The 22,853-nt window shown below is 54.0% G+C and carries 24 protein-coding genes; 7 read left to right on the forward strand and 17 right to left on the reverse strand.

The window, feature by feature from the left end; genetic code table 11:
• Positions 1–4: 4 nt before the first annotated feature.
• Together ACVLVH_RS10445 and ACVLVH_RS10450 are read right to left on the reverse strand one after the other, a co-directional pair.
• Entirely contained in the window at positions 5–799 is a 795-nt protein-coding gene (locus tag ACVLVH_RS10445) for a deaminated glutathione amidase (RefSeq protein WP_101763260.1), read from the reverse strand.
• Between the two features lie 2 nt (positions 800–801).
• A complete protein-coding gene (locus ACVLVH_RS10450) occupies positions 802–1,761 on the reverse strand; it encodes an ABC transporter substrate-binding protein (RefSeq protein ID WP_336767312.1) in 960 nt (319 codons plus the stop codon).
• Positions 1,762–1,898: 137 nt separating this feature from the next.
• On the opposite strand from ACVLVH_RS10450, the gene ACVLVH_RS10455 reads away from it, so the two are divergent.
• Positions 1,899–3,254, forward strand: a complete 1,356-nt coding sequence (locus ACVLVH_RS10455; protein WP_498949333.1) for an aminotransferase-like domain-containing protein — start codon at positions 1,899–1,901, stop codon at positions 3,252–3,254.
• On the opposite strand, the gene ACVLVH_RS10460 is transcribed toward ACVLVH_RS10455, so the two are convergent.
• The 4 genes from ACVLVH_RS10460 to ACVLVH_RS10475 all read right to left on the reverse strand — a co-directional run bounded on the left by ACVLVH_RS10460 (position 3,238) and on the right by ACVLVH_RS10475 (position 5,640).
• Entirely contained in the window at positions 3,238–3,663 is a 426-nt protein-coding gene (locus ACVLVH_RS10460; RefSeq protein ID WP_101763263.1) for a GNAT family N-acetyltransferase, read from the reverse strand. The genes ACVLVH_RS10455 and ACVLVH_RS10460 overlap by 17 nt on opposite strands.
• A gap of 356 nt (positions 3,664–4,019) precedes the next feature.
• The gene (cspE, locus tag ACVLVH_RS10465; RefSeq protein ID WP_007890714.1) at positions 4,020–4,229 is read right to left on the reverse strand and encodes a transcription antiterminator/RNA stability regulator CspE; all 210 of its coding nucleotides are present in this window, start codon (positions 4,227–4,229) and stop codon (positions 4,020–4,022) included.
• A gap of 150 nt (positions 4,230–4,379) precedes the next feature.
• Positions 4,380–4,952, reverse strand: coding sequence for a lipid IV(A) palmitoyltransferase PagP (gene pagP, locus ACVLVH_RS10470; RefSeq protein ID WP_370581463.1), 573 nt, complete (start codon positions 4,950–4,952; stop codon positions 4,380–4,382).
• A gap of 604 nt (positions 4,953–5,556) precedes the next feature.
• On the reverse strand, positions 5,557–5,640 hold the full coding sequence (locus ACVLVH_RS10475; RefSeq protein WP_085982494.1) for a small membrane protein YohP: 84 nt from the start codon (positions 5,638–5,640) through the stop codon (positions 5,557–5,559).
• Between the two features lie 259 nt (positions 5,641–5,899).
• Here ACVLVH_RS10475 and ACVLVH_RS10480 point away from each other — a divergent pair, with 259 nt between their 5' ends.
• Both ACVLVH_RS10480 and ACVLVH_RS10485 read left to right on the forward strand, forming a co-directional pair.
• Complete coding sequence (locus tag ACVLVH_RS10480) at positions 5,900–6,145, forward strand: hypothetical protein (RefSeq protein WP_101763266.1); 246 nt, start codon at positions 5,900–5,902, stop codon at positions 6,143–6,145.
• Between the two features lie 106 nt (positions 6,146–6,251).
• On the forward strand, positions 6,252–7,334 hold the full coding sequence (locus tag ACVLVH_RS10485; protein WP_192414143.1) for a malate/lactate/ureidoglycolate dehydrogenase: 1,083 nt from the start codon (positions 6,252–6,254) through the stop codon (positions 7,332–7,334).
• Between the two features lie 39 nt (positions 7,335–7,373).
• On the opposite strand, the gene gntT is transcribed toward ACVLVH_RS10485, so the two are convergent.
• On the reverse strand, positions 7,374–8,690 hold the full coding sequence (gene gntT / locus ACVLVH_RS10490) for a gluconate transporter (protein ID WP_101763267.1): 1,317 nt from the start codon (positions 8,688–8,690) through the stop codon (positions 7,374–7,376).
• A 283-nt stretch (positions 8,691–8,973) separates the two neighbouring features.
• Here gntT and ACVLVH_RS10495 point away from each other — a divergent pair, with 283 nt between their 5' ends.
• A complete protein-coding gene (locus tag ACVLVH_RS10495; protein ID WP_370581462.1) occupies positions 8,974–10,125 on the forward strand; it encodes an iron-containing alcohol dehydrogenase in 1,152 nt (383 codons plus the stop codon).
• Positions 10,126–10,156: 31 nt separating this feature from the next.
• On the opposite strand, the gene ACVLVH_RS10500 is transcribed toward ACVLVH_RS10495, so the two are convergent.
• The 4 genes from ACVLVH_RS10500 to ACVLVH_RS10515 all read right to left on the reverse strand — a co-directional run bounded on the left by ACVLVH_RS10500 (position 10,157) and on the right by ACVLVH_RS10515 (position 14,661).
• Positions 10,157–12,085 (reverse strand): methyl-accepting chemotaxis protein, encoded by a 1,929-nt coding sequence (locus tag ACVLVH_RS10500; RefSeq protein WP_192414139.1) that lies wholly within the window; start codon positions 12,083–12,085, stop codon positions 10,157–10,159.
• Between the two features lie 125 nt (positions 12,086–12,210).
• A complete protein-coding gene (locus ACVLVH_RS10505; RefSeq protein WP_192414245.1) occupies positions 12,211–13,038 on the reverse strand; it encodes a Cof-type HAD-IIB family hydrolase in 828 nt (275 codons plus the stop codon).
• A gap of 108 nt (positions 13,039–13,146) precedes the next feature.
• On the reverse strand, positions 13,147–13,632 hold the full coding sequence (locus ACVLVH_RS10510) for an RcnB family protein (RefSeq protein ID WP_192414138.1): 486 nt from the start codon (positions 13,630–13,632) through the stop codon (positions 13,147–13,149).
• 798 nt (positions 13,633–14,430) lie between these two features.
• The gene (locus ACVLVH_RS10515) at positions 14,431–14,661 is read right to left on the reverse strand and encodes a DUF1272 domain-containing protein (protein ID WP_192414137.1); all 231 of its coding nucleotides are present in this window, start codon (positions 14,659–14,661) and stop codon (positions 14,431–14,433) included.
• 204 nt (positions 14,662–14,865) lie between these two features.
• Here ACVLVH_RS10515 and ACVLVH_RS10520 point away from each other — a divergent pair, with 204 nt between their 5' ends.
• Positions 14,866–15,990, forward strand: a complete 1,125-nt coding sequence (locus ACVLVH_RS10520; RefSeq protein ID WP_101763272.1) for an AI-2E family transporter — start codon at positions 14,866–14,868, stop codon at positions 15,988–15,990.
• Positions 15,991–16,101: 111 nt separating this feature from the next.
• Positions 16,102–16,782: an HAD family hydrolase gene (locus ACVLVH_RS10525; RefSeq protein WP_101763273.1), complete on the forward strand. Its 681-nt coding sequence runs from the start codon at positions 16,102–16,104 to the stop codon at positions 16,780–16,782.
• Positions 16,783–16,907: 125 nt separating this feature from the next.
• Here ACVLVH_RS10525 and ACVLVH_RS10530 read toward each other — a convergent pair whose 3' ends face one another.
• From ACVLVH_RS10530 to ACVLVH_RS10555, 6 genes are read right to left on the reverse strand one after another with little or no spacing between them, the layout of a single operon-like run.
• A complete protein-coding gene (locus tag ACVLVH_RS10530) occupies positions 16,908–17,483 on the reverse strand; it encodes a TerD family protein (protein ID WP_101763275.1) in 576 nt (191 codons plus the stop codon).
• A gap of 57 nt (positions 17,484–17,540) precedes the next feature.
• Positions 17,541–18,119, reverse strand: a complete 579-nt coding sequence (locus ACVLVH_RS10535; protein WP_008103744.1) for a TerD family protein — start codon at positions 18,117–18,119, stop codon at positions 17,541–17,543.
• Between the two features lie 50 nt (positions 18,120–18,169).
• Complete coding sequence (locus ACVLVH_RS10540) at positions 18,170–19,207, reverse strand: TerC/Alx family metal homeostasis membrane protein (protein WP_008103746.1); 1,038 nt, start codon at positions 19,205–19,207, stop codon at positions 18,170–18,172.
• Positions 19,208–19,231: 24 nt separating this feature from the next.
• Entirely contained in the window at positions 19,232–19,687 is a 456-nt protein-coding gene (locus ACVLVH_RS10545; RefSeq protein WP_101763276.1) for a tellurite resistance TerB family protein, read from the reverse strand.
• Positions 19,688–19,707: 20 nt separating this feature from the next.
• Positions 19,708–20,889 (reverse strand): TerD family protein, encoded by a 1,182-nt coding sequence (locus tag ACVLVH_RS10550; protein WP_498949343.1) that lies wholly within the window; start codon positions 20,887–20,889, stop codon positions 19,708–19,710.
• Positions 20,889–21,473 carry a TerD family protein gene (locus ACVLVH_RS10555; protein WP_192414135.1) on the reverse strand — a complete coding sequence of 195 codons (585 nt, stop codon included), beginning with the start codon at positions 21,471–21,473 and terminating at the stop codon, positions 20,889–20,891. The genes ACVLVH_RS10550 and ACVLVH_RS10555 overlap by 1 nt, the downstream gene beginning before the upstream one ends.
• A gap of 320 nt (positions 21,474–21,793) precedes the next feature.
• Here ACVLVH_RS10555 and ACVLVH_RS10560 point away from each other — a divergent pair, with 320 nt between their 5' ends.
• Positions 21,794–22,852, forward strand: coding sequence for an ATP-grasp domain-containing protein (locus tag ACVLVH_RS10560; RefSeq protein WP_192414134.1), 1,059 nt, complete (start codon positions 21,794–21,796; stop codon positions 22,850–22,852).
• Position 22,853: the final 1 nt, after the last annotated feature.

Consider the following 22,853-nt stretch of genomic DNA (forward strand, 5'->3'; position numbering starts at 1 on the left):
GCGATCAAAGTGGTTTAAGTTCGGGACGCGCAAAACAGCGATTTTCCAGCACCGGCAGTACGCTGCGAGCGTAGGCGATGCGCTGTGGATCGAGATCGGCAAACACCAGCGCGGCCGATTCCGGCGCTTTGGCAATCGCCACGCCCAACGGATCGATTACCAGACTGTTGCCGATATTGCGTGGCCCACATTCGCCCACCGCCACCATGTAGCAGGTGTTTTCCAGCGCACGCGCGGTGGTCAGCAACTCCCAGTGCATCTCTTTCAGCGGGCCTTTCACCCACGCTGCCGGCAGCACCAGCACATCCGCGCCGTCAAGCACTAAGCGACGCGCCAGCTCCGGAAAGCGCACGTCGTAGCAGGTCATCAACCCGACTTTCATGCCCGCCACGTCAACCAGCGGCGGAATCTCACGCCCCGGATTCACGCGCTGCGACTCCTGCATGGCGAAGGCATCGTAAAGGTGCAGTTTCACGTACTCGGCGATGATTTCGCCGTTGCGAATGGCGATCAGCACATTGAGCGCCTTCTGCCCTTCTGTCGGCACGTGCACGCTCATCATGGTGGTCAGATTGTTGCCTTGGCTAACCGCCAGCAGCTGCGTGACGAAAGGACCATCAAGTGGCTGCGCCGCTTTCAATACCAGATCAGGATCGGCGATATCACGCGCCAGCACGCCTTCCGGCAGCACCAGCAGATCAGCACCGCCTGCCAATGCCTGGTTCATCAATCCGATGCAGATATCGGTGTTTTCCTGCCATTCGCGGCTGACGGCAAATTGTCCCATTGCTACTTTCATGGTTATTCTCCTTGCGCCGCAGCCGGGAAAATCGCTTCCGGCGTCAGCAATGTTTGGGTTAGGCCTTGCTGGAACAGCTCATTCGCAAAGTCGGCAATCATCTTTTTGTTAACGGAAAATCCGTTCTGATTCCAGTTGGCCGGTAATTCCTGCGCGGTGCGCCGCAAATCGTCCAGCAGCCACGGCGTGGTGTCGGCGTATTTCTCGCGCTTCTTCATCCACATCTGGTACGAACGATCGATGATGTCGCTCAGCGCCTGAGGCAGCCACGGATGCGCCTCCGCTAAGGCGGGCTTCAGTGCCAGTAAGTGAATGCCCGGCACATAACCGACGCGATTAAAGTAGTCGCGCTCGGCAGCGGCAAAATCCACCTGCAGCTGACGCAAACCCGAATCGGCGAGGAAAAAACCTTCCGGCATAAAAGGGGTAAAGACAGCATCCAGCTCGCCCGCTTTCAGCAACGCGATCAGTGGACGCTCACCTGGCGCCGGTTCAATACGCCCCGGACGACCAAAACCGGCCAGACGATCAACAATCGGGTGATCCTCAGTCAAACGCCCGGCAAACCAGTACGCATCATCAATCTCCACGCCCGCTTCACGCAGCACGGTGCGCGTCCAGGTGTTGCCGGAATCCTGCCAGCCGGTGACGCCGATCTTTTTACCTTTCAGCTGCGCTGGCGAAGTCATCGGGCTGTCGCTGCGCGTAATGATGCAGCGCTGACGGAAACCGCGCATGAGAAAGTGTGGCAGGCCCAACAGTGAAGTGTCACCTTTAGCCCGAGCCTGAGCAAAGCGGCTAAACGACACCTCACCGGCATCGTATTTATCGCTGGTGGCGAGGTTATCCACCAGCGTACCAACGCGATCGATCTCCAGCGTGAAACCTTCCGGCTTGATATCGCCAAGTGCCAGCGGTGTGAAGTAATCCCAGTCACGTACCGCCAGTCTGATGGTTACCATAGTTTTGCCTTCCCCGTCTGTTCTGCCAGCCCTGCGGCTGTGATTATTTATGCAGCAAATAGTGCTTGAATTTGAGTCTAAATCGCGAATACTAATCTGAACAATCTATTATTTGTTACTGAACAAAGGATTTTCTTATGACGCAAAGTGTGGATTTGGAGTGGCTCAGCCAGCAGATCACGGATGCTTCGGTGAAAGGCATCACGCATGCGGCATCCACGCTAATTCGCGATGGGCAGATTGCGGTGGGCATGCAGATGCCGGCGGTACGCGAGTTGGCTGAGCGATTGGGCGTGAGCCCGGCAACCGTTTCCGCTGCCTGGGCGCAACTGAAGAAGCAGAAAGTGCTGGCGGGTAAAGGTCGCAGCGGCGTGTGGGTGAGCGGTAACAGCGTGATGCCGCGTCCGATTCGCTTCGAGAAGATCGGCAATTACGGCGAGAATGTTCAGGCGTCACTGGCGATGGCCTCACCGGATCCAACGTTATTACCGGATCTGCGCCGGGCGATGCTGGCGGGCATTGCGTCGCCGCAACTGAATAGTTATCAGCGTGAGGCGATTTCACCGCAATTGCAGGATGCCGTAACGCCACGTTGGCCCTATCCCGCCGAAGCCTGGTTGGCAACCGATGGAGGCTTCGATGCCATGAACCTGATCGTGCAGACGTTGCTGTCACCGGGCGATCGTGTGGTAATCGAAGATCCTACTGCCACGCGATTACTGGATATTTTAGACAACATCGGTGCAGAAATTCTGCCGCTGCCCTGTGATGAGCAAGGTCCCATTCCCTCGGCGCTGACCACGCTGATGCAGAAATCTCCGGCGATGTTTATCTATCAACCGCGCACCCATTCCGCCACCGGAAACAGCGTGAGCCAGCGTCGCAGTGCAGAGCTGGCGCGCGTGCTGGCAAACAGCAGCACCATCATTGTCGAAGATGACGGCATTGGCGATCTGTCGCGCTGCCCGGTGTTTAGCCTCGGCTTCCACTATCCCGAACGCGTGCTGCACGTGCACTCGTTTTCCAAAGCTTATGGGCCGGATTTGCGGCTGGCGGTGTTATCAGGCACCGCCGAAATGGTGAAGCGCCTGCAAGCGTGGCGCAACTTTGGCGTGAGCTGGACCAGCCGTATTTTGCAGGATGCCGTGGCGTGGATGCTCAATGATGAAGAGACTCAGCAGCGTATTCAGCAGGCTAAAGCCACCTATGCGCAGCGTCGCCAGCAGTTACTGACCGCGCTGGCGAAACGCGGTCTGGTGCTGGAAGAGCGCGATGGATTGAGCGTGTGGATTCCGGTGGAATCGGAGCAGTACGCGATGATCACGCTAGCCGCGCGCGGTATCGCCGTGCTGCCCGGGGAACGCTGTAGCATTAGCAGCCGGCAGTTCATTCGCGTCAGCGCCGCGCTGCTGCCTGTTGCACAACTCGACAGCATCGCCGATGCCATCGTGATAGCCAGCGGACGCGAGCTCAATCTTAACCCAGAGCTTTAATGTGATAGCGCGGTGATTCCACATAGCCTTCACGCGCATAGAACTGGTTGGCTTTGAGGCGCGATGAATGGCAGTGCACTTCCATACGGTCGCAACCGCGTGACCGCGCCAGCTGTTCGGCGTGGTTCAATAACTGCTGCCCGCTGCCTTTGCTGCGCTCGCCTTCGGCAATACAGAAGTAGCTGATGCGGGCAAAATCGCCGGCCAATGCCAGCTGTGGAATAAAGTGCAACGAGAGAAAGCCCAGCACCTGATTGCCGTGTTCCGCGACCAACAACATTTCATCGGGATGATGAATAAGCTGCGCCAAACGCGTATCGATAAATCCTTCCGTCGCGCTATAACCTAATTCGGTTAGCAACGCGCTCAATGCAAAACTGTCTTTTGCCTGTGCCTGACGTATGTTCATCTTGCCTCCTCATTTTCCCTGAGCAGTTATATAGCGTTGCCGGACAAAAATCTGCAAGTAAGCATTGTTGTGGCTATGTTACGGAAGTTATCTGTGAGATGTGCCGCAGAATCTGCCTTGTCACGAGAATGTCATAACGGCTTAAGGCTGGCTTAATCTGGCATTGGCATGCTGAGGGAAATCTCTTTCTGAGGCAGGCGAAATGAAAAACCTTATTCCACGCACTTTCGATGAGTTAATGGCACTGAGCATCAGCATGCTTGCCTTAGCGAGCTGGATGATTATTTGGTGGCGAGCCTAAAAATGAATAAAAAAAACCCGCCAGAAGGCGGGTTTTCAGAATTCGAACTGTTAAATTACAGTGCGATAACGTTAGCAGCTGATGGGCCTTTAGCGCCGTCAGTGATTTCGAACTCAACGCGTTGACCTTCAGCCAGAGTTTTGAAACCGTTGCTGTTGATTGCAGAGAAGTGTACGAATACATCTTTGCTGCCATCTTCTGGAGTAATGAAACCGAAGCCTTTCGACTCATTAAACCACTTTACGTTACCTTTGATCTTAGACATCTATATTACCTTTACATGAAAAAAGGACACTAAACTGTGTCGACGTCTAGTACAGCAATTGCGGTGACATTTGTCCAGTGCGATTTGATGAAAAAGTGATAAATATTGATTTTTTGCATGCCGATCACACTTTATGCGTGCCGCCAGCGCTTAAAACTCAAATCTCAACCACGCAAAGTAAACGTTGCCGTTATTGTAAGTGCCGGGAATATAAGTCATTTGGAAAGTGGCTGGACCATATCCAATTGATGCCAAAGGCAATATCAGCGGAACCGGGATGTAGCGCCAGTTATCCCGCGCCGTTACGCCCGCCGTGTATCCGGCGCCCAAATGAAAGTTCTGATCGCTAAGCGGTCGCCAGGTCGCTTCCCAACCGTAACCGCCAATTGGCTCCCATTTGTTGAAGGAGTCCTTGAACGCCATCAGGTACAAACCGTGCCAGTTACCTTTCTCATCCCAGCGCGAAATGCCCGCACCTGCGCCCCACGGGCGCTCGTTGTATTTATCGATGTGTTCATCGTCGTAAGTCCAACGGTTGTGCCAGATAATCGCCGGCAGATAAAAATCATAATTCTGCGGTTGCGACCAGGTTTGCGACACGTTATCGCTAAAGGTGTTCCAGCCTGATTTGATGGCTTGTGAAGTTGTTACCGCTGATGCCGAAAATGAGACCGATGAGGTCAAAATGCAGCCTAACAAAACTGCAGAAAAGTGCCGATTCACAACGTAATTTCCTGTTAATTCGTGCTGAAAAAATGCACTACCCTGAGGTAAATTTTTCAGATTCTTGTACGACGCATTCCTAAGTAATCGCCAAAAGGATATTAAAAAACCTGCTTAATATCTCCAGGCTAATTCTCGGTTGACGGCGAATTTTACCTCATGCGGAATGTGAAATTGAAACGCCGGATAAACGGAAAGGCATTACTGAGGGATGTACACAAAGTGCAATCATGTTGTGAGGATGACGGCAAGCAATAAGATAGCTTTCAGTGACTTAGTGTCAACTATTCACGCATGGAATAAATTAACAAAATTTATCAATTGAACTCACCCGACGAATAAGATAAATCTCGATACTCCAGGACGGAGATGGGGAAAAAACTGACATGACTATTCGTTGTAGCCGCTGCGGTTGCACTAAATTTTTTTACACCTTAACGGACTGCAAACAGGTTGATGCAATAAATCATCATGGCGCCTGCTGCGCACAATGTCAGAAACCGTTGACGCTGGGCGATCTTATCCTGCCGATTGCGTCTTTTAATGACAGCGAAAAATCCTATGCTGAATAAAAAATTCAGGCACCCGCAGGTGCCTGTTGTTGTCAGAAAATCAGTTTAAAGACGCCTGTTAGTGTCAGTAACCCAACGATGAAGATGATGGCGATGACCCACAGAATTATTTTCATTGTTCGCTCCTTCAAGTATGAAAAATAACGTGTCTGCTAACCAGTATAGATGATCATTCTGCTTTCGCTGGGCGCTGCGAGAGTGGTCACAACCCTTAGCTATCGTTTCGCTTAATGCCGATTTAATTCTGCGAGACGGGTCGCAGCCTGTGATTTTCCCTCTCCTTGGTTCCGCACTCAGCGCCTGTCCGCAGTCTAAACTTATAGCGCCTGAAGAGGCCTCGATTGTTATCAATGCCGACGTAACAAGGAGATTCTTATGAGCACGATTAATACCAGCATGGGGCGTTATAGCCTTAAGGCAAAGGATTACGGCAACCACATCAGCGGCAGTATTGCGATTAATGATGAAGGTGGCACGCAACTCACCCTGCAGGAATTTGAAGAGCACTATCTTGACGATGTCGTCAACAATGTCATTTATCCGATCACTGGCGGAAACCGTGAAATTACCCGCGCGCTGCGCGATCAGATGGTCAAAGCGGGCTTTGAACAGCCGCACTGAGTTTTTGGGCCACACGTTGTGGCCCTTTACTTCTTATCATTGACTTGCGGTTATTACTGGTTTCGGCACAGGATGCATGATTGTTCATGATAAGGAGATTGACCGTATGAGTACTCTGCATCTTATTCCCCCTTCTCGCCTTCATCAATTTGTTCAAGCCATTTGGTTACATGCTGGCAGCAGCGCCGAAGAAGCGCGCCTGGTCGCCGACCATTTGGTGGCCGCGAATCTGGCGGGTCACGATTCACACGGCGTTGGCATGATTCCGAGCTACATGAAATCGCTGGCACAGGGCTTTTTGCAACTCAACCAACATGCCAGCATTGCAAAAGACGCCGGCGCGGTGCTGACGCTACACGGGCACAACGGTTTTGGTCAGGTGGCGGCCTTTGAGGCGATGCAACTCGGTATTGAGCGCGCAGCCAGGTTAGGTATTGCGGCGGTTGGTTTACACCATTCGCACCACATTGGTCGCATCGGCCATTGGGCAGAACAGTGTGCGGCCGCCGGTTTTGTCTCGTTCCACTTTGTTAACGTGATGGGCGATCCGATGGTCGCGCCGTTTAACGGTAGCGATCGTCGTTTTGGCACCAATCCTTTCTGCGCCATTTTCCCGCGCCGCAATGCCAAACCACTGCTGCTCGATTTCGCCACCAGCGGCATCGCCTTTGGTAAAACGCGAGTAGCGTGGAATAAAGAGCAGCAGGTCGCGCCAGGTTATCTGATTGATCATCAAGGCCAGCCGACCACCGAGCCAGGCGTGATGCACCAGGCGCCGTATGGTTCACTGATGCCGTTTGGTCTGCACAAAGGCTATGCGCTGGCAACCATGTGTGAAATTCTCGGCGGCGCGCTGTCCGGCGGACGCACCACACATCATGAGACGCTGGTCACCAGCCACGATGCCATTTTCAACTGCATGACCACCATCATCGTGAATCCGGATGCGTTTGATGCGCCTGCGATGCAGGAAGAGGCGGAATCATTCCTGGATTGGGTGAAACAGTCGCCGCAAAGTGGCGATGCACCAATTCAGGTGCCCGGCGAGTGGGAAGAGCAGAACCGCGTGGCACGTGAACGCGATGGCATTCCTCTCGACAGCAACAGCTGGGAGCAAATCTGTGACGCGGCGTTACAAGCGGGAATGCCGCAAGAGGAACTCGCGGCGTTCCGCGCCTTAACGCAGTAAACCGCAAGCGGCTGAGGCGCAGTGCCTCAGCCTTGATACTTAGATGACGTTGGCGAGCAGTAAGCAACCCAGCAAACCGCACACCGAAATAATGGTTTCCAGCGCCGACCATGAGCGGAAAGTTTCGCCGATGGTCAGGTTGAAATACTCCTTAAACAGCCAGAAGCCCGGATCGTTGACGTGAGAGAAAATCACGCTGCCGGAGCCGACCGCAATCACCATCAGTTCCGGACTGGCGCCGCTGGTGATGATCAACGGTGCGACAATCCCGCCTGCCGTAATCGCCGCCACGGTAGCGGAACCCAGCGCAATACGCAGCACCGCAGCAATCGACCACGCCATGAAGATCGGCGACAGATTGGTTTCATGCATCATGCTGGCGATATATTTATCGACGCCGCTGTCCACCAGCACCTGTTTGAACGCCCCGCCACCACCAATCACTAACAGCATCATGGCGATGATCTTGATCGAATCGGTGATGGTGCCCATCACGTCATCCATGCTGCGGCCACGGTTGAGACCAAAGGTGAAGATGGCGATCAGCACGGCAATCAAGGTTGCCATAATGGGGTCACCAAAGAACTCGGCATACGGCAACAACACGTGACCTTTCGGCAGCAGCATCTCCGCTACTGCGCGCAACGCCATCAGCACCACCGGCACCAACGCCGTCCAGACGCTGACGCCAAAGCCAGGCATCTCCGCTTCGGTAAAGGTTTTCGGGTTCCACAAGCCTTCCGGGATCGGCTTATCAATGCCTTTCAGGAAGCGCGCATAAACCGGACCGGCGAGAATAACGGTTGGAATCCCCAGCAGCGTTCCGTACAGCAGCGTTTTCCCCATATCGGCGTTGAACAGCGTGGCGATCGCAGTTGGGCCCGGATGCGGTGGCAGGAAACCGTGTGTGACCGAGAGCGCGGCCGCCATCGGCACCCCCACGTAGAGCAGCGGCACGCGCGCGGAGGCGGCGATGCTGAACACCAACGGCAGCATCAGCACAAAGCCCACTTCGTAGAACAGCGCAAAGCCGACGGTAAAGCCGGTCAGCACCAGCGCCCACTGAATATGCTTCTCGCCAAATTTAGCGATCAACGTGGTGGCGATTCGCTGCGCCCCGCCGCAATCCGCCAGCAGTTTACCCAGCATCGCGCCGAAACCCATGATCAGCGCGAGGCTGCCCAACGTGCCGCCGACGCCGGTTTTAATCGAAACGATAACTTTGTTGACCGGCATGCCCTGCATCATGCCAACGGCCAGCGCCACCAGAATCAGCGCAATAAATCCGTTCAATTTGAAACGAATCATCAGCAACAGCAGTAACGCTACGCCAATCGCCACATAGAGTAATGGCATAATTTTTCTCCACTTTTGCGCACGGTAAGTTACCGGCAGCGGTTTATTTTGGTTATCCCAGAGGACATGAGAATCAACAACGTGCACCACAGTAAACATCCTGCTGAGCAATGTTACGGGTATCATGTTAAGGGTAACATTGCGTACAAAGCACCTGGCGTCGCAGCGGAATTTCTGTTTTGCGAAGGTGATCAACTTTTTGCCAGCGGGTTATCAGAATGTTTGCAGCGGGAGTGTCACGGCTTTTGGTTACACTTAGGTCTTTGAGCCAAACAAGAAGGACGTGCAGGTGAGTGAGAATCTGATCGAGTTGTACAGTAATCAACAAACCCTGTTTGGGCGCGGCAGCATTGACCAACTGATTCCGCTGCTGGCGGCCAATACCCAGCCGACGCTGCTGTTTTGCGGCCGCTCATTCCTGAATGGTCCGGCCTGGACGCGCTTAGGTGCCGCGCTCAACGATCACATCATCGGTTACGAGATTGTCAGCCATGAAGCCTCGCCAGATGAGATTGATGGCTGGGTGCGACGCTGGCGCGGCCATGTTGATCGCGTGGTGGCGATTGGCGGCGGCAGCGTGCTGGATGCGGCTAAAGCCTTTAGCGCGATGATGCAGCACCCTCTGAATACCGCGCGCTATCTGGAGAAAGTCGGTGATACGCCAGTGCAAGCGGTGACCTTGCCGCTGATCGCCATTCCCACCACGGCCGGCACCGGCAGCGAAGCCACGCAGAACGCAGTGGTGACCGATCAGCAGCATATTCAGGTCAAAGCGTCGCTACGCCATCCGGTGTTTGTGCCGCAGGTCGCAATTCTCGATCCTGATCTGCTAAAAGGCGCGCCCGACAGCGTGCTGGCAACCTGCGCCATCGATGCCTTCACCCATCTTTTCGAAGCCTATCTGTCGCGCAAAGGCAATTTGTTCACCCAGCAAACTGCGCTTAATGGGCTGCGACTGTTCTTCCAGGCCTGGCCAGATTTAAACCGTGACGACGAGCGCGGAGGTGCCGCGCGCGAAGCGATGATGATGGCGTCATGGTTGGGTGGCGTGTGTCTGAGCAGCGCCGGATTGGGCGTGATCCATGGCATTGCCGGTGAGTTGGGGGCAATCAAGCCGTTCCATCACGGCGAAGTGTGCGGACGTTTACTGTTCCCGTTCCTCGAGGTGCTGGCAGAAACCGAGCATGCTGAACAGCAACGTTTGATGGCGCAGTTCGGCCAACAGCTGCTGCCGGACGATCCCGCGCCGCCCGCGCTGGCGTTGAAAGCCTGGATCCAGCAGCAGGCGATCGTGCCGTTCTGGTTAGAAGGCCCAACGCTGTCAGCCACCGACGTTGACTGGATTGTGTCGCGCGCCAACAGCAAAAACGGCTGGGTCAGCTACGATGCACCGACGTTAACCGAGATGATTGCCGCCGCCTGGCGCATCGTCTAAATGATAACGGGCAGCCGACGCTGCCCGATTTTTACTGCTCAGCCACTTTAAACATCGCCATCTCTTGCGCCAGCTGCGCCGCTTCATCACGCAGCGCCTGGGTATTTTCGGCGGTTTGCGTCACCAGCATCAGGTTTTGCTGAATACCGCGCTCCATTTGCGATACGGCCAGCGTCACTTCCGCGATACCTTTGCTCTGCTCATCACCGGCCACGCGCATCTCGCTGACTACCTGCTTCACTTTATGCACGTCGGAAACCAGCTGCGAAAGCTGCTGCCCCGCGCCTTCCACCAGTTTACTGCCGGCCAGCACGTTGCTGTCGGAATCGGCAATCAGCGCTTTGATCTCCTGCGCCGCCGTGGCGCTGCGCTGGGCTAAGGCGCGCACTTCCGATGCCACCACCGCAAAACCACGCCCTTGCTCACCGGCGCGTGCCGCTTCCACCGCCGCATTCAGGGCAAGGATGTTGGTTTGAAACGCGATGCTGTCAATCACCGTCAGAATCTCCGCCACGCGGCGCGACGAGGATTGAATAGCGCCCATGGTGCTCACCACTTCGCCCATCACTTCGCTGCTGCTGCGGGCAATCTGCGCGGTCTGTTCGGCGGCAGCATCGGCCAGTCGGGTATTTTCAGCGTTTTGCTGCACGGTGGCGTTAAGCTGCTCCATCGCCGCCGCACTCTGCTCAAGCGCCGCAGCCTGCTCAGCGATTTTCTCCGACAGCGCGGTGTTGCTGTGCGCTAATCCCGATGCGTTGGCCGCCACCGTTTCGCCGCTGCCCTGCACGCGGGTAATCACGCCAGCGATCTTATCGACAAAGCTGTTGAACGCACCGGCAATATCCGCCAGCTCATCGCGCCCACTTTTGGTCAGACGGCGGGTTAAATCGCCATCGCCATTGGCAATCTCATCCAGCGCCGCGTGCGTCGCCTTCAGACGTTGGCCAATGCGTTGGGTAAACGCCCAGGTTAACAGCAGCAGCACGATCATCGCCGGAATCAGGAAAGTGAAGATGTCGCGCATCATGGTACGCGCCAGGCCGCTGACGGCACTTTCCGGCGTTACCAGGCCAATCACCCAACCGGTGCCGGGCATGCGGAACAGCGTCACCTGCGCGCTGTTGTGCAAGTAGCCGTCTGCAAAATCCGACAGTTGTAATACATCGCCATCGCCCTTCAACTGGGTGATACGGGCGGCCAGCGGCGCCAGCCAGCTGGATTTTTCCGCCAGGCTGCTCAAGGTGGTGAGCGATTTCATATCCTGGCCTGGGTAATAGAGCAGATTGCCCGCGCTATCGAGCGCAAAGGCATAACCGCCCGTCACCTGCCCTTTCTGCTGCATAAAGCCCGCAAGATTATCCAGCTGCACATCCAGCGTTGCGACACCGGCAAACCGATCGCCCGCCGCATACGGCACGCTGCAGGTCACCATTTTCACACCGGATACCGGATCCTGATAAACCTCCGACCAACCGCAACGATCGCGCGGTCCGTTACGCACCGCGCTGTACCAGCTTTCCTGTTGATAGCCGTTGCCCGCAGGCAGGTTGTAGTCATCGGAATAGGCCAGCTCGCCATCACCCTGTCGCGCCCAGAAGAAGCTACGACGTTGCACACCGGCGCTAAACGCATCGGGTTCCGGCCACACGCCGCCGCCGGCAATGGTTTTATTGCCGCTGCTGTTGATGATTTGTGGGAAGCTTTGCTGCCACAGCGTGGCATCGTGCGGCAACACTTCAGCAAGGCGCGCCATGCTGACGGCCTCGCCTTCAATGCGCACCAGCTGCTGATTTAATTGGCTGACCAGATTGCTACCGGCCTGCTCAATCAGCGTATGGCTGGCTTCGATGACGCGCGGCTGACCGCGCAACAACAGAACGGAAAATACGACTGCGGTGGTGACGCACAGTAATAGCAGGCCACCCAGCGTCATGCGGGCAGCCAAACGGGTTGGCAACATAATTTATCCTTTCTAACCGACTGCATTAACGATTGAGATAAGAAGTGCCGCTCAGCGGCGAATTGTGCGTTCCGTCACAATCGAATATCGGCAAAGCAAAGAATAAATTCAGCTATAAATGACGATCAGATGACAAACGGCGGTTTGCCGGCCAGCATCTGCTCAATCACCTGTAAAACGCCCTCGTCGTTATTACCCGGCGCTTCAAAGCGGGCCGCATCTTTGACCTTCTGCGGTGCGTTCGCCATGGCAAAGCTGAAGCCCGACTGCTGCAGCATTTCGAGATCGTTACCGCCGTCGCCAAACACCAGAATTTCACTGCGTTCGATGCCCCAGCGTTTGCCCAACAGATCGAGGCCGTGACCTTTATGGTTGCCCGGCACGATCAAATCCACCGATCCATGACCGCTGGACGTGGCGGCAGCCGCCCCCTGATGCAGACGCTCAATGTCCGCCATCAGCGGTTCCACGTAATCATCAGACAGATTCAGCGCAAACTTGAACAGCTTATCGCCCGCCACGTCATCGAGGCTGCGAATCGCCTTCAGGCGGTGGCAATAGTGACGCATTTTCACCAGCCACTTTTCATCAAGGCCTTCGAAGTAGTACGCGCTGTCGCGTCCGCACAGGATGTAACGCAGTTCGGGATAGTTACCGTTGTGCAACGTATCCAGCACCGCATCAATATCCGGACGAGAAAACTCGCCGCAGAATAACTCTTCATCACAATCGATAATCCACGCGCCGTTCTCCGCCACAAAGGCAATTTCGTGGGCGATCTCAGGGAAGAAGGATTTGAGTTGGTAATACTGGTTGCCGCTGGCTACCACAAACTTGATGCCGCGCTGCTTCATTTCCTGATAGCAGGCGTTAAAACGCGCGCGATTGTACTGTTTATTGTCGTCGAGAAAGGTGCCGTCTTTATCCACCGCCACCATTTTTGCCACGGTCATCATCACTCCTTAACGTATCGAAAGGAAAAACGGGTCGTAGAGAGAATAACCTGGTGAGCGGATAAAGCGCAGAGAAACACGGATGGCCGTAGCCATCCGCCGGGGAGATTAGTTGAACGCGCCGTTGAGCAGAATCGCGGTAATGATGCCGGTTGCTGCGGCCACCAGCACGTAATTACCGTCGATGTAAGCCCAATGCTCACCGCGCGGTGGTTCATACAGACCACGGTCACGCCAGTCATCTACGCGATAATGCGGACCACGAAACTCCGGCGGTGCCGGATAGCCGCGACGGAAGTCATGTCCGCCCCAGGCGAAGCGGTCGCCGTCACGATGCCCTTCCGGCATACGATGGTCAGCATAACGGTCATGACGATCCGGGCCGGGGCCGCGATCGTGACCACGGTCATGATGATTGCCGCGATCCGGTCCGCGGTCGCCGCCACGATCCGGGCCACGTCCGTGGTCTTGATGCTGGTCGCCGCCGTGCGGCTGCCAGCGCTGGTCACCTGGGCCGTCTGCCCACGAGACGCTAGAAAACAGTGTGCTGCATGCAATAAATGACGCAATAAGAGTTAATGTTGTTTTTTTCATGGTGTTGCCTCCAATGATAACGGCGGTTGCTGTGCCGTTAAGCATTACTATTGATTAACTGGAGACAGAAAAGCATTTCCAAAACTCTTAAAAACCGCATACTTACAGGAAATTACGTCAACTTATCACTTTCTTAACGATTGTGTATTTTCTGACATTAACGGGATCGAAGAGACGCATCAGCGTTTATTGCGGCGAGAGCGGGAAATATAAAGAAAAACCCGATCGCAAGGATCGGGAGGATAATTCAATTTCCATAAATTGCATAAAGGGGTAAACCCTGCAAAAGTGAGGGTAAAACTGAAGCACACAACGCCACATCACTAGCATTGCCAGCAAACAATACCATTTAAAATTGAAAAATTCTTTTGAAAAGGGCTATTTTTCAGAAAAATACGCAAAAACTAAATGATAGAAAGAAATATTATTTTAGGAACGCTGTTTCAGGATAAATAAGGTCTGTGCTCTGACCAGATTCAGCAAAGACACAACAATAAGGCATTCAAGCAGCTAATCCATGCTATCAAGAATGGTTAATATCCCTTTAAAAACAACACTATTTGCTTTTTAAACCTTTATAATCTCAGCACGCCGCACGCGCAACCTGATGAGTATTTAACAATTACTGCTACTTATTAGGCGCGGATTGTTTATCACCAACATTAATACACGGCGGTGATTACTATCGTGCTCAAAATTACCCTGCTTGCGTAACGTTTAAATATCACGAGGCAGCCTGATAAACTATTTAGGGTAAACGTTTACATGAGCAGAATATTGGTTTGCACGCTCACTATCTCATGAAGAAGATAAATGGCGCGTTGAGGACGCCGGATGACGTGCTAACGCTGCAGCAGGACGAATCGGTCGACGCACCAGTTCACCGCTGCAATTCGGGCAACGCTGCGCCAGGATACCTTCCGCGCACGCCACACAGAACGTGCATTCAAATGAACAGATGCGCGCCTCAAGCGACGCCGGCGGCAGATCTCTATCGCAGCATTCGCAGTTAGGACGTAGTTCCAGCATGATTTCCTCCGGTGAGTTTCAGCCACCATCATCACCGTAATAGTGCTGCCGCGCCAGCCAGTGAACAGACATCAGGCGGACAAATCGGGACATCCTATGTCTGCTCTCTTCACGAGCTTGAGCGAACCATCGATCCTAAAAACATTACTTTCCCCGTTAAGCGTTCTATAGTTCATTCGCCCTATCTACTGACGAGACTATGTAATGCGTATTAAAGGACTTAATTTAGGCTTCTTTATCGTTATTTTGGCGATCGTCACCTTCGCCTTTTTTGATGTGCTGACACCCTATTTTTCTGCCATTTTCTGGGCCGCGATTCTGGCGGTGATCTTCCATCCACTGAAGTCGCTGCTGCGCCGTAAAATGGGCGATCGCAACGGCCTGGCTTCGTTCGCTACGTTGCTGATTATCTGCCTGATGGTGTTCACGCCGTTGGCGCTGATCACCTCTTCAATGGTGGTTGAAGTTAACACCGTCTACACCAAGCTGCAGAACAACTCCGCGCAGTTCCCTGCGGTGTTTGCCGATCTGCTGCAGCATCTGCCTTCCTGGGCACGCAACTATCTCGCCGATAACAACCTGAACAACGCGCAGGAGATTCAGCAGAAGCTCTCTGGCTTTGCGCTGAAAGGCGGCCAATACATGGCGGGCAGCGTGTTCCTGATCGGTAAAGGGACGTTCACCTTTACCGTTGGCTTTGGCGTGATGCTCTATCTGCTGTTCTTCCTGTTGAAAGATGGCGCCTGGCTGGTGAATTTGATTCTGGAAGCGCTGCCGCTTTCAACCTACGTGAAACATCACCTGCTGATGAAGTTCGCAGCGGTATCGCGTGCCACGGTCAAAGGCACGGTGGTGGTTGCGGTGGTACAAGGTGTGCTGGGCGGCATCGCCTTCTGGATCACCGGCATTGATGGCAGCTTGCTGTGGGGCACCTTGATGGCGTTCCTGTCACTGATTCCGGCGGTCGGTTCCGCCATTGTTTGGGTACCGGCAACCATCTTCTTCTTCGCCACCAGCGCCATCTGGAAAGCGCTGTTCCTGATTGGCTTCTTCGTGGTGGTGGTTGGCCTGGTGGATAATATTCTGCGTCCGCTGCTGGTCGGTAAAGACACCAAAATGCCGGACTATCTGATCCTGATCTCCACGCTGGGCGGCATGGAAGTGTACGGCATCAACGGCTTTGTCATTGGTCCGCTGATCGCCGCGCTGTTTATTGCCTGCTGGAATCTGCTTTCTGGTCGCGATAACCGTGAGAACTCTGAAGAGATTGACGAAGAGTTTATCGAAGAGGGTAAAACCCGCGAGGAAGAGGGCAAAATCCGCGAGTAAGCGTTTCAAACGGCTACCGTTTATCGGTAGCCGCATTCACGCATGAGAATATCGGCCAGCCATTTGCTATCATCGTGGCATTGATTACGGCTTGCGACAAAAGAGAACAACATGTCCATGGAATCCTCCTTAGCGCGTGAAAATCAGGTTCTGTCAGTCTTCGATTTTGACGGCACGCTGACCATTCACGACAGCTTCATCCCCTTTCTGCGCTTCAGCTTTGGCAAACGCGCGTTCGCACGCAAAATTGCCAAACTGGCATTCCCAACGCTGCGCTGCATGCGGAAAAAGCTAACGCGTGATGAGTTAAAAGAAGTGTTGATTCACACCTTTTTAACCGGCGTTGAGGAGCAATGGATTCGCCAGCAGGCGCAACTTTTCTGCGCGGCAAACTGGAATAAGCTAATGCGCCCAGCCGGGCTGTTAGCGGTTGCCGCCGAAGTGAACTCCAGCGCCGAAGTGACCATCTGTTCCGCCTCGCCGGCGATGGTGTTAGAACCGTTCGCCGAGCGACTGGGCATCAATCTAATCGGTACCCAATTAGAAGTCGTTGACGGCATTCTTACTGGTAAAATTACCGGCCATAACTGCCGCTGCGGGCAAAAGGTCAAGCGACTGGAAAGCGTTTACGGCCCGCTGCATAACTATCACCTGCGCGCCTGGGGCGATACGCGCGGTGATTTTGAGTTACTGGCCGCCGCGCAGGATCCACACTGGCGTCATTTCCATCCAACGTGGAAAAAACGCCGCGTGCCAATGGAAAAACTGCGCATGCTGCGTCTGGATCCTTAGGCGCACCATTCATGGCGACCGATTGACACTTCGTCGCTACGCAATAAGCACTTAGTCGTTTTGATCCATTATTGAGACAGTAAAAAGCCCCGGACCAGCCGGGGCTTTGTTAGCAATGCTTTGAATCAGACGCTCACGCCGTGCTGCGAAGCCAGCGCTGACAGGCCGCCTGCGAAGCCCTGACCAACGGCTTTGAATTTCCACTCGGCACCATTGCGATACAGCTCACCGAACACCATCGCGGTTTCGGTAGAGGCATCTTCAGACAGGTCGAAACGGGCGATTTCAGCACCGCTGTCATTATTGAAGATACGCATGAAGCTGTTGCTCACCATGCCGAAGTTCTGCTTACGCGCTTCGGCATCATAAATGGTCACCGCGAAGACCAGCTTCTTCACCTCAGCCGGTACTTTAGACAGGGTAATTTTAACCTGCTCGTCATCGCCATCGCCGGCACCGGTGCGGTTATCGCCCTGATGCTCAACGGAACCACAAGCGCTCTGCTTGTTGTTGAAGAAGATGAAGCTGGCATCGCTCAGCACTTTACCGTCGTCACCGACCATAAATACTGACGCGTCGAGGTCGAAATCCTGACCATCTGTTACACGTGCATCCCAACCCAGACCCGCCATGGCAACATTCATGGTGGGTGCTTCTTTAGTCAGGGAAACGTTACCGCCTTTTACCAGAGAAACTGCCATTTTAAAGCTCCTGCTTTTAATTGGATGATGCGGGCAGCGCGAAGCTGCCCGTGATAATTAAGACGCGTTGATACCGTACTGAGCACATACCGAAGCGAGGCCGCCGGCATAACCCTGGCCTACCGCGCGGAATTTCCACTCGGCGCCGTTACGGTACAGCTCACCAAACAGCATCGCGGTTTCAGTGGAGGCATCTTCGGTCAAATCGTAACGCGCCACTTCACTGCGATCGTCATCGTTGACCAGGCGGATAAACGCGCCGGAAACCTGGCCAAAGCTCTGACGACGGGTCTGCGCATCGTGGATGGTGACCACAAACACAATCTTGTCGACGTCAGCCGGAATCAAATCCAGTTTAATTTTCAGCGATTCATCATCGCCATCGCCTGCACCAGTACGGTTGTCACCGGTGTGGGAAACGGAACCGTCGGAAGAGACCAGATTGTTGTAGAAAATAAAGTCAGCATCGCCGCGGACTTTACCGCTGGCGGACAGCAAGAACGCTGACGCATCAAGGTCAAAGTCCTGACCATCGGTGGAACGTGCATCCCAGCCAAGGCCAACGAGGACGTTTTTCATGGTTGGTGCCGCTTTGCTCAGCGAAACGTTACCGCCTTTAGAAAGAGAAACGCTCATTGTAATTACCTCTTGGTTAATGATTTTTCAGACTCATTGCTGGCAGAAGATCAGCTCTCTTCTTTTTCCTCGGGTTTACCGGGAAACATCACGCTGAGCACGATACCGACAGCTAACACGCCGAGTACCACAAACAGACTGGCGCTAGCAGAGATGCTGTAGCCGTGATGCCAAATATGATCGGTAGCATTCAGACCCAGTTTCACCGCGATGAAAAACAGCAGCACGATGACGGCTTTCTCGAGGTGAACCAGATACTGCTTCAATGCTTCAAGTACGAAGTAAAGTGTACGCAAGCCGAGGATGGCGAACATCATGGCGCTATACACGATCAGCGGTTCACGGCTTACTGCGATAATCGCCGGCACGGAGTCAAAGGCGAACATCACGTCAGAGAGTTCAACCACCGCCACACACAGCATCAACGGCGTGGCATACAGCGCCGCTTTCTTGCCGCGACCAATCGCTACGTCTTTGTTTTCTGGCTTCTGCAGCTCTTCATCAACTTCCTTCTGATTCAGCAGGAAGGCGTTACCGCGCATTTTTGGCCAGATTGGGAAGAAGCGCTTCACCATGCGATAAGCAAGGTGCTGCGAGTAATCTTCGATCTCGTCGCTGTCATCGCCGCTTTTCAGCATCATTACCGCCGTCCACGCGACGATCAGCGCAAACACGATTTCGACATACGGACCAAGGCTCAGCAAGCCGGTACCGATCGCCACGAAGATGCCACGGAAAACGATGGCACCGATGATGCCCCAGTAAAGCACGCGGTGACGATAGCGGTCCGGAACGGCAAACCACGAGAAGATCGCCATCATCACGAACAGGTTATCGACGGAGAGTACTTTCTCCAGCGCATAACCGGTCACGAACAGGCTGGCAACTTCAGCGCCGTGATGGATATAGAGGAAGCCGGCGAAACCCATCGCCACCGCCACCCAGAACACTGACCACAGCGCCGCGCTTTTCAGCGAAATCGGCTTGTCGCCGCGGTGCATGAACAGGTCGATAAAAATAGCGCCCACCGACAGCGCGATGAAAACCGCGACTGTTTCAGTTGGGAAGCCAATGTGCGTAGACACCATGATGACCCCTTAAAAGATAAAAAATTACAGACCAAATATTGCTGGATCAAAGCCCAAAGCGACGGCGATTTCGCGCACCGCTTTCTGCTCGTCAGCATCAAAATCACCATCACTCTTACCGACAGCAATACCTACGCGGATCGCCAACTGTGCGGCTTCCGGCTGATCTTTCAACGCCATGATGTACTTCATGGTTTCGCCCTTGCCGATTTCCAGATCGAAATCAAAGCTGCTCACCAGTTTGTTGAAGAACTCAATCACTTCATTGGTATCAAAGACTTTCAACTCTTCGGAGGCGCGCAGAAAACCGATCATCTTCTGCTTCTCTTCCGCGCTCACGCCGCCGTCTGCCACCGCAATGCGTGCGCAAACCGCGACGGTGCCTTGCATAAATTTCTTGTTCTTAAAGCGGCTAACCTGTTTGGTTAATTCATCGCGGCCGGAATTAAATGCCCCTTTGACCTTGTTGAAAAAGCTCATAGTGAATCCTCTGTCTGTTATTATTTGGAGCCGGCTCGCCAGTTGAATCCCCAACCGAAAGCTTTGTCCATATCGGAATGCCCGTTAAAGAACTGATTGATACGCTCGACGCGGATACTGCCGTTCTCATTGACCAGGCGAGCAATCGCACACATGTTGCGGCGGTTCTCCCCTTCAGTCATACGCGTTTCAATCGGAGGCTGGTCTCGAATGTGCAGCGTGACTACGCCATCCGTTTTGTCCCAGCTCGCCGCACCTTGATAGATGAAGGCGAAAATTAATACCTCGCGAATCTGACTCCATTCGCGACCGTTGATGTGCAGCCATTCGCCGTCGGTCACTTCGCCGGTGCGATCGTCGCCCTGCAAGTGTACGAAAGGTTTGGCATGCATGGCGCCAAAATTGCCGCCCAGCGCCTGGATCACACCGCGCGAGCCGTCTTGCAGCTCAACGAAGGCGCCGAGATCGAGATCCACGCCTTTGTTGCCGCCGAACAATCCGCGCAACCCGCCGCCACCGCTGCTGGTTTCACGGTGCCAGTTCAGATTGATGCGGATCTCACCGAAGTTATCGCGCTTGGTCAGGCTGATGGCTGTCTTCTCTTTGGTAAGAGACACTTTGCTCAGATTGATTTTTGCCGGCGCGGGTGTCGGTGCTGGAGCCGGTGCCGCCTGCGGTGCAGGCGCAGGCGTTGGGGCAGGCGCGGGTTCAGCCACATCCACACCGAAATGTTCCGCCAGCGGCTTTAAGCCGCCGTTGAAACCCTGCGCAATAAAGCGGAATTTCCACTCATTATTACGGCGGTAAAGTTCGCCGAGGATCAACGCTGCTTCCTGACGTCCTACCAGCTCCACGCTGCCATTCAGCAACACTTCACCGCTCTGCTCCACCTGAATCGCCAGACGTTGCAAACCCGACACGTTGCGGCCGCCGTCACAGGTAACGGTAAAGGCCACTTTCTGCACGTCAGGACGCAGGCGGGTGAGATCGACCGAAAAGGCGGAGTTGTGCCCTTCGCTTTTCAGGCTGATGGTGCGGTCATCGTTATCCGGCTGACCGTAGAACACCATATCGGCATCGCCATTGACTTTGCCGCTGGCGAACAGACGAAAGGCCGAAGCATCAACGGCGGCGCCAGCGAGTACGCGCACCGTCAGCAGATTAGCGGGAACGGGAGCATTGCTCCCCGGCGTCATATTCATTAGCGCACCACTGCGGCAACGATGTCGTTTTGCATCGCGTCAATGGTACGGCCGGCACTCGCGCGGCCATGCGCCGTGAAGTCCCACAGTCCGCCGTTGCGGTGCAGCGAAGCAATCACGATGCCGGTATGGCTGCCTTGCTCAGTCAGCTCATAGCGCGCCAGCTCTTTGCCGTTTTGATCCACCACGCGGCAGAAGGCATTTTCCACTTCGTTGAAGGTTTGACCCTGGAAGCTGTTCACGGTGAACGCCAGATACTCAACGTTGGCAGGCAAACGTGACAACTCAACGTTGATCACTTCATCATCGCCATCGCCTTCGCCAGTACGGTTATCGCCGCTGTGTTTCACCGCACCACATTTAGAGGTTAATGCGCGGAACCAGATGGTATCAATGGCATGACCAGATTGATCCAATAATACGCAGCTGGCATCCAGATCGATGGAATCGCTGCCACCACCAAAAAGCTTGCCCATGAAGCCTTTCTTTTTAATGGGATCCCAGCCTAAGCCGAAATGTAATTTATTCAGCGAAGCGGTTTGTTTGCTGAGTGAAACCGTCTGATTCTTGCTTAATGAAACCATGTCATAATTCCTTCAAACAGGTTTGAAAAGGGTTTTATATTTGCAACAAATTCCATGAGGGCAAAATCATAACATGAGGATATTCATGTTCAGCATTAATTTTCACAGCAATTTTATGAAATACAATAAATCCTTGCAGAAGAACAACTTAAAAGAATCCAGCCCGAACCAGCAACGCACTAAACATGACAATTCTTTACATTAAAATTCATAAGGTTACGTTAGGGTAAAAAATCATATTATGATTGACTCATTTCGAAGTGAGAAATAAACTCGCAAACCATAATCCAGCCACCAGCCTCTTGCGGAAATAATTAGAAATGTCTCACAAAATTTGGCTAATGGAAGGTTTATCCTCCCAGCGCGATATAATTAATGGCATAACATCTGCAGTTAAAAAACATAACTACAACGTGTCGATTTATGCATCACATCGCCAATCGCGTAATGAAATACTTTCTCTGGCGGATCATGCATTAATTGAACCCGGTGATGTTAATCAGCGCCTCGAATTTATTCTTTCCACCGTAGAAAAATATGCCATTCAGGCGATCCATACCGGTCGACATGCTCATTGGTTTGAAGCCCATCGCGCCGCTATCGAAGCCAGCGGTGCGCGCTTAACCACCGGCGCACGCGATGTTGCGATGCTGGATCTGGCCGATGACAAAGTCGCGTTTGCCCACCATATGAAAAGCCTGAATTTGCCGGTGGTGCCTTCACTGCGCGTGGATTCACCCGTACAGTTGCGTGAGCTGATCGCCGGTAAACCCTTTGGCGATCTGCCGCTGTGCGTAAAGCCGGTTACCGGTATTTATGGCATGGGATTCTGGCAGTTTGATGAAAGTGTCTCGCCGATGGCGCCGTTTACCCATCCCGACGCACGCCGGGTGAAAGCCGAATATTACTTACAGGCGCTGGAGGCCGCCGACAGCATGGAGCCGCTGGTCCTGATGCCGTATCTGCCGGGCCCGGAATATTCGGTTGATATGCTGGCGGAAAACGGCAAGGTGCTGGCCGCCGTGGCGCGCCGCAAAGAAGGGGCGCTGCAGTATCTGGAAAACCGCGGCGAAGCCTTTGAGCTGGCGCTAGCCTGTGCCGCTGCGATGGGCGCGGATGGATTGATCAACGTGCAGACGCGCAATGACGCCAGCGGCAAACCGCTATTACTGGAGATCAATATGCGCCCCTCCGGCGGCATTGGTTATACCCGCTTCAGCGGCGTCAATCTTCCCGGCTTGTTTGCCCTGCGCCAGCTAGGCTTGATCAGTCAGCAGCAGGTGATTGACGACGCCCGCCGCGACTTCACGCCAGCCACCGTCCGCGCGCTGAGCGACGTGGTGGCGTACAACCCCGTCCTGTCCAACCAGGTTCAATAAG

The organism is Kluyvera sp. 1366, assembly GCF_054823405.1.

Bases quoted from the DNA above. Each gene is read 5' to 3' on its own strand.
- ACVLVH_RS10445 (WP_101763260.1), bottom strand. From the start codon at position 799: ATGAAAGTAGCAATGGGACAATTTGCCGTCAGCCGCGAATGGCAGGAA.
- ACVLVH_RS10450 (WP_336767312.1), bottom strand. From the start codon at position 1,761: ATGGTAACCATCAGACTGGCGGTACGTGACTGGGATTACTTCACACCG.
- ACVLVH_RS10455 (WP_498949333.1), top strand. From the start codon at position 1,899: ATGACGCAAAGTGTGGATTTGGAGTGGCTCAGCCAGCAGATCACGGAT.
- ACVLVH_RS10460 (WP_101763263.1), bottom strand. From the start codon at position 3,663: ATGAACATACGTCAGGCACAGGCAAAAGACAGTTTTGCATTGAGCGCG.
- cspE (WP_007890714.1), bottom strand. From the start codon at position 4,229: ATGTCTAAGATCAAAGGTAACGTAAAGTGGTTTAATGAGTCGAAAGGC.
- ACVLVH_RS10475 (WP_085982494.1), bottom strand. From the start codon at position 5,640: ATGAAAATAATTCTGTGGGTCATCGCCATCATCTTCATCGTTGGGTTA.
- ACVLVH_RS10480 (WP_101763266.1), top strand. From the start codon at position 5,900: ATGAGCACGATTAATACCAGCATGGGGCGTTATAGCCTTAAGGCAAAG.
- ACVLVH_RS10485 (WP_192414143.1), top strand. From the start codon at position 6,252: ATGAGTACTCTGCATCTTATTCCCCCTTCTCGCCTTCATCAATTTGTT.
- gntT (WP_101763267.1), bottom strand. From the start codon at position 8,690: ATGCCATTACTCTATGTGGCGATTGGCGTAGCGTTACTGCTGTTGCTG.
- ACVLVH_RS10500 (WP_192414139.1), bottom strand. From the start codon at position 12,085: ATGTTGCCAACCCGTTTGGCTGCCCGCATGACGCTGGGTGGCCTGCTA.
- ACVLVH_RS10505 (WP_192414245.1), bottom strand. From the start codon at position 13,038: ATGACCGTGGCAAAAATGGTGGCGGTGGATAAAGACGGCACCTTTCTC.
- ACVLVH_RS10510 (WP_192414138.1), bottom strand. From the start codon at position 13,632: ATGAAAAAAACAACATTAACTCTTATTGCGTCATTTATTGCATGCAGC.
- ACVLVH_RS10515 (WP_192414137.1), bottom strand. From the start codon at position 14,661: ATGCTGGAACTACGTCCTAACTGCGAATGCTGCGATAGAGATCTGCCG.
- ACVLVH_RS10520 (WP_101763272.1), top strand. From the start codon at position 14,866: ATGCGTATTAAAGGACTTAATTTAGGCTTCTTTATCGTTATTTTGGCG.
- ACVLVH_RS10525 (WP_101763273.1), top strand. From the start codon at position 16,102: ATGTCCATGGAATCCTCCTTAGCGCGTGAAAATCAGGTTCTGTCAGTC.
- ACVLVH_RS10530 (WP_101763275.1), bottom strand. From the start codon at position 17,483: ATGGCAGTTTCTCTGGTAAAAGGCGGTAACGTTTCCCTGACTAAAGAA.
- ACVLVH_RS10535 (WP_008103744.1), bottom strand. From the start codon at position 18,119: ATGAGCGTTTCTCTTTCTAAAGGCGGTAACGTTTCGCTGAGCAAAGCG.
- ACVLVH_RS10540 (WP_008103746.1), bottom strand. From the start codon at position 19,207: ATGGTGTCTACGCACATTGGCTTCCCAACTGAAACAGTCGCGGTTTTC.
- ACVLVH_RS10545 (WP_101763276.1), bottom strand. From the start codon at position 19,687: ATGAGCTTTTTCAACAAGGTCAAAGGGGCATTTAATTCCGGCCGCGAT.
- ACVLVH_RS10550 (WP_498949343.1), bottom strand. From the start codon at position 20,889: ATGAATATGACGCCGGGGAGCAATGCTCCCGTTCCCGCTAATCTGCTG.
- ACVLVH_RS10555 (WP_192414135.1), bottom strand. From the start codon at position 21,473: ATGGTTTCATTAAGCAAGAATCAGACGGTTTCACTCAGCAAACAAACC.
- ACVLVH_RS10560 (WP_192414134.1), top strand. From the start codon at position 21,794: ATGTCTCACAAAATTTGGCTAATGGAAGGTTTATCCTCCCAGCGCGAT.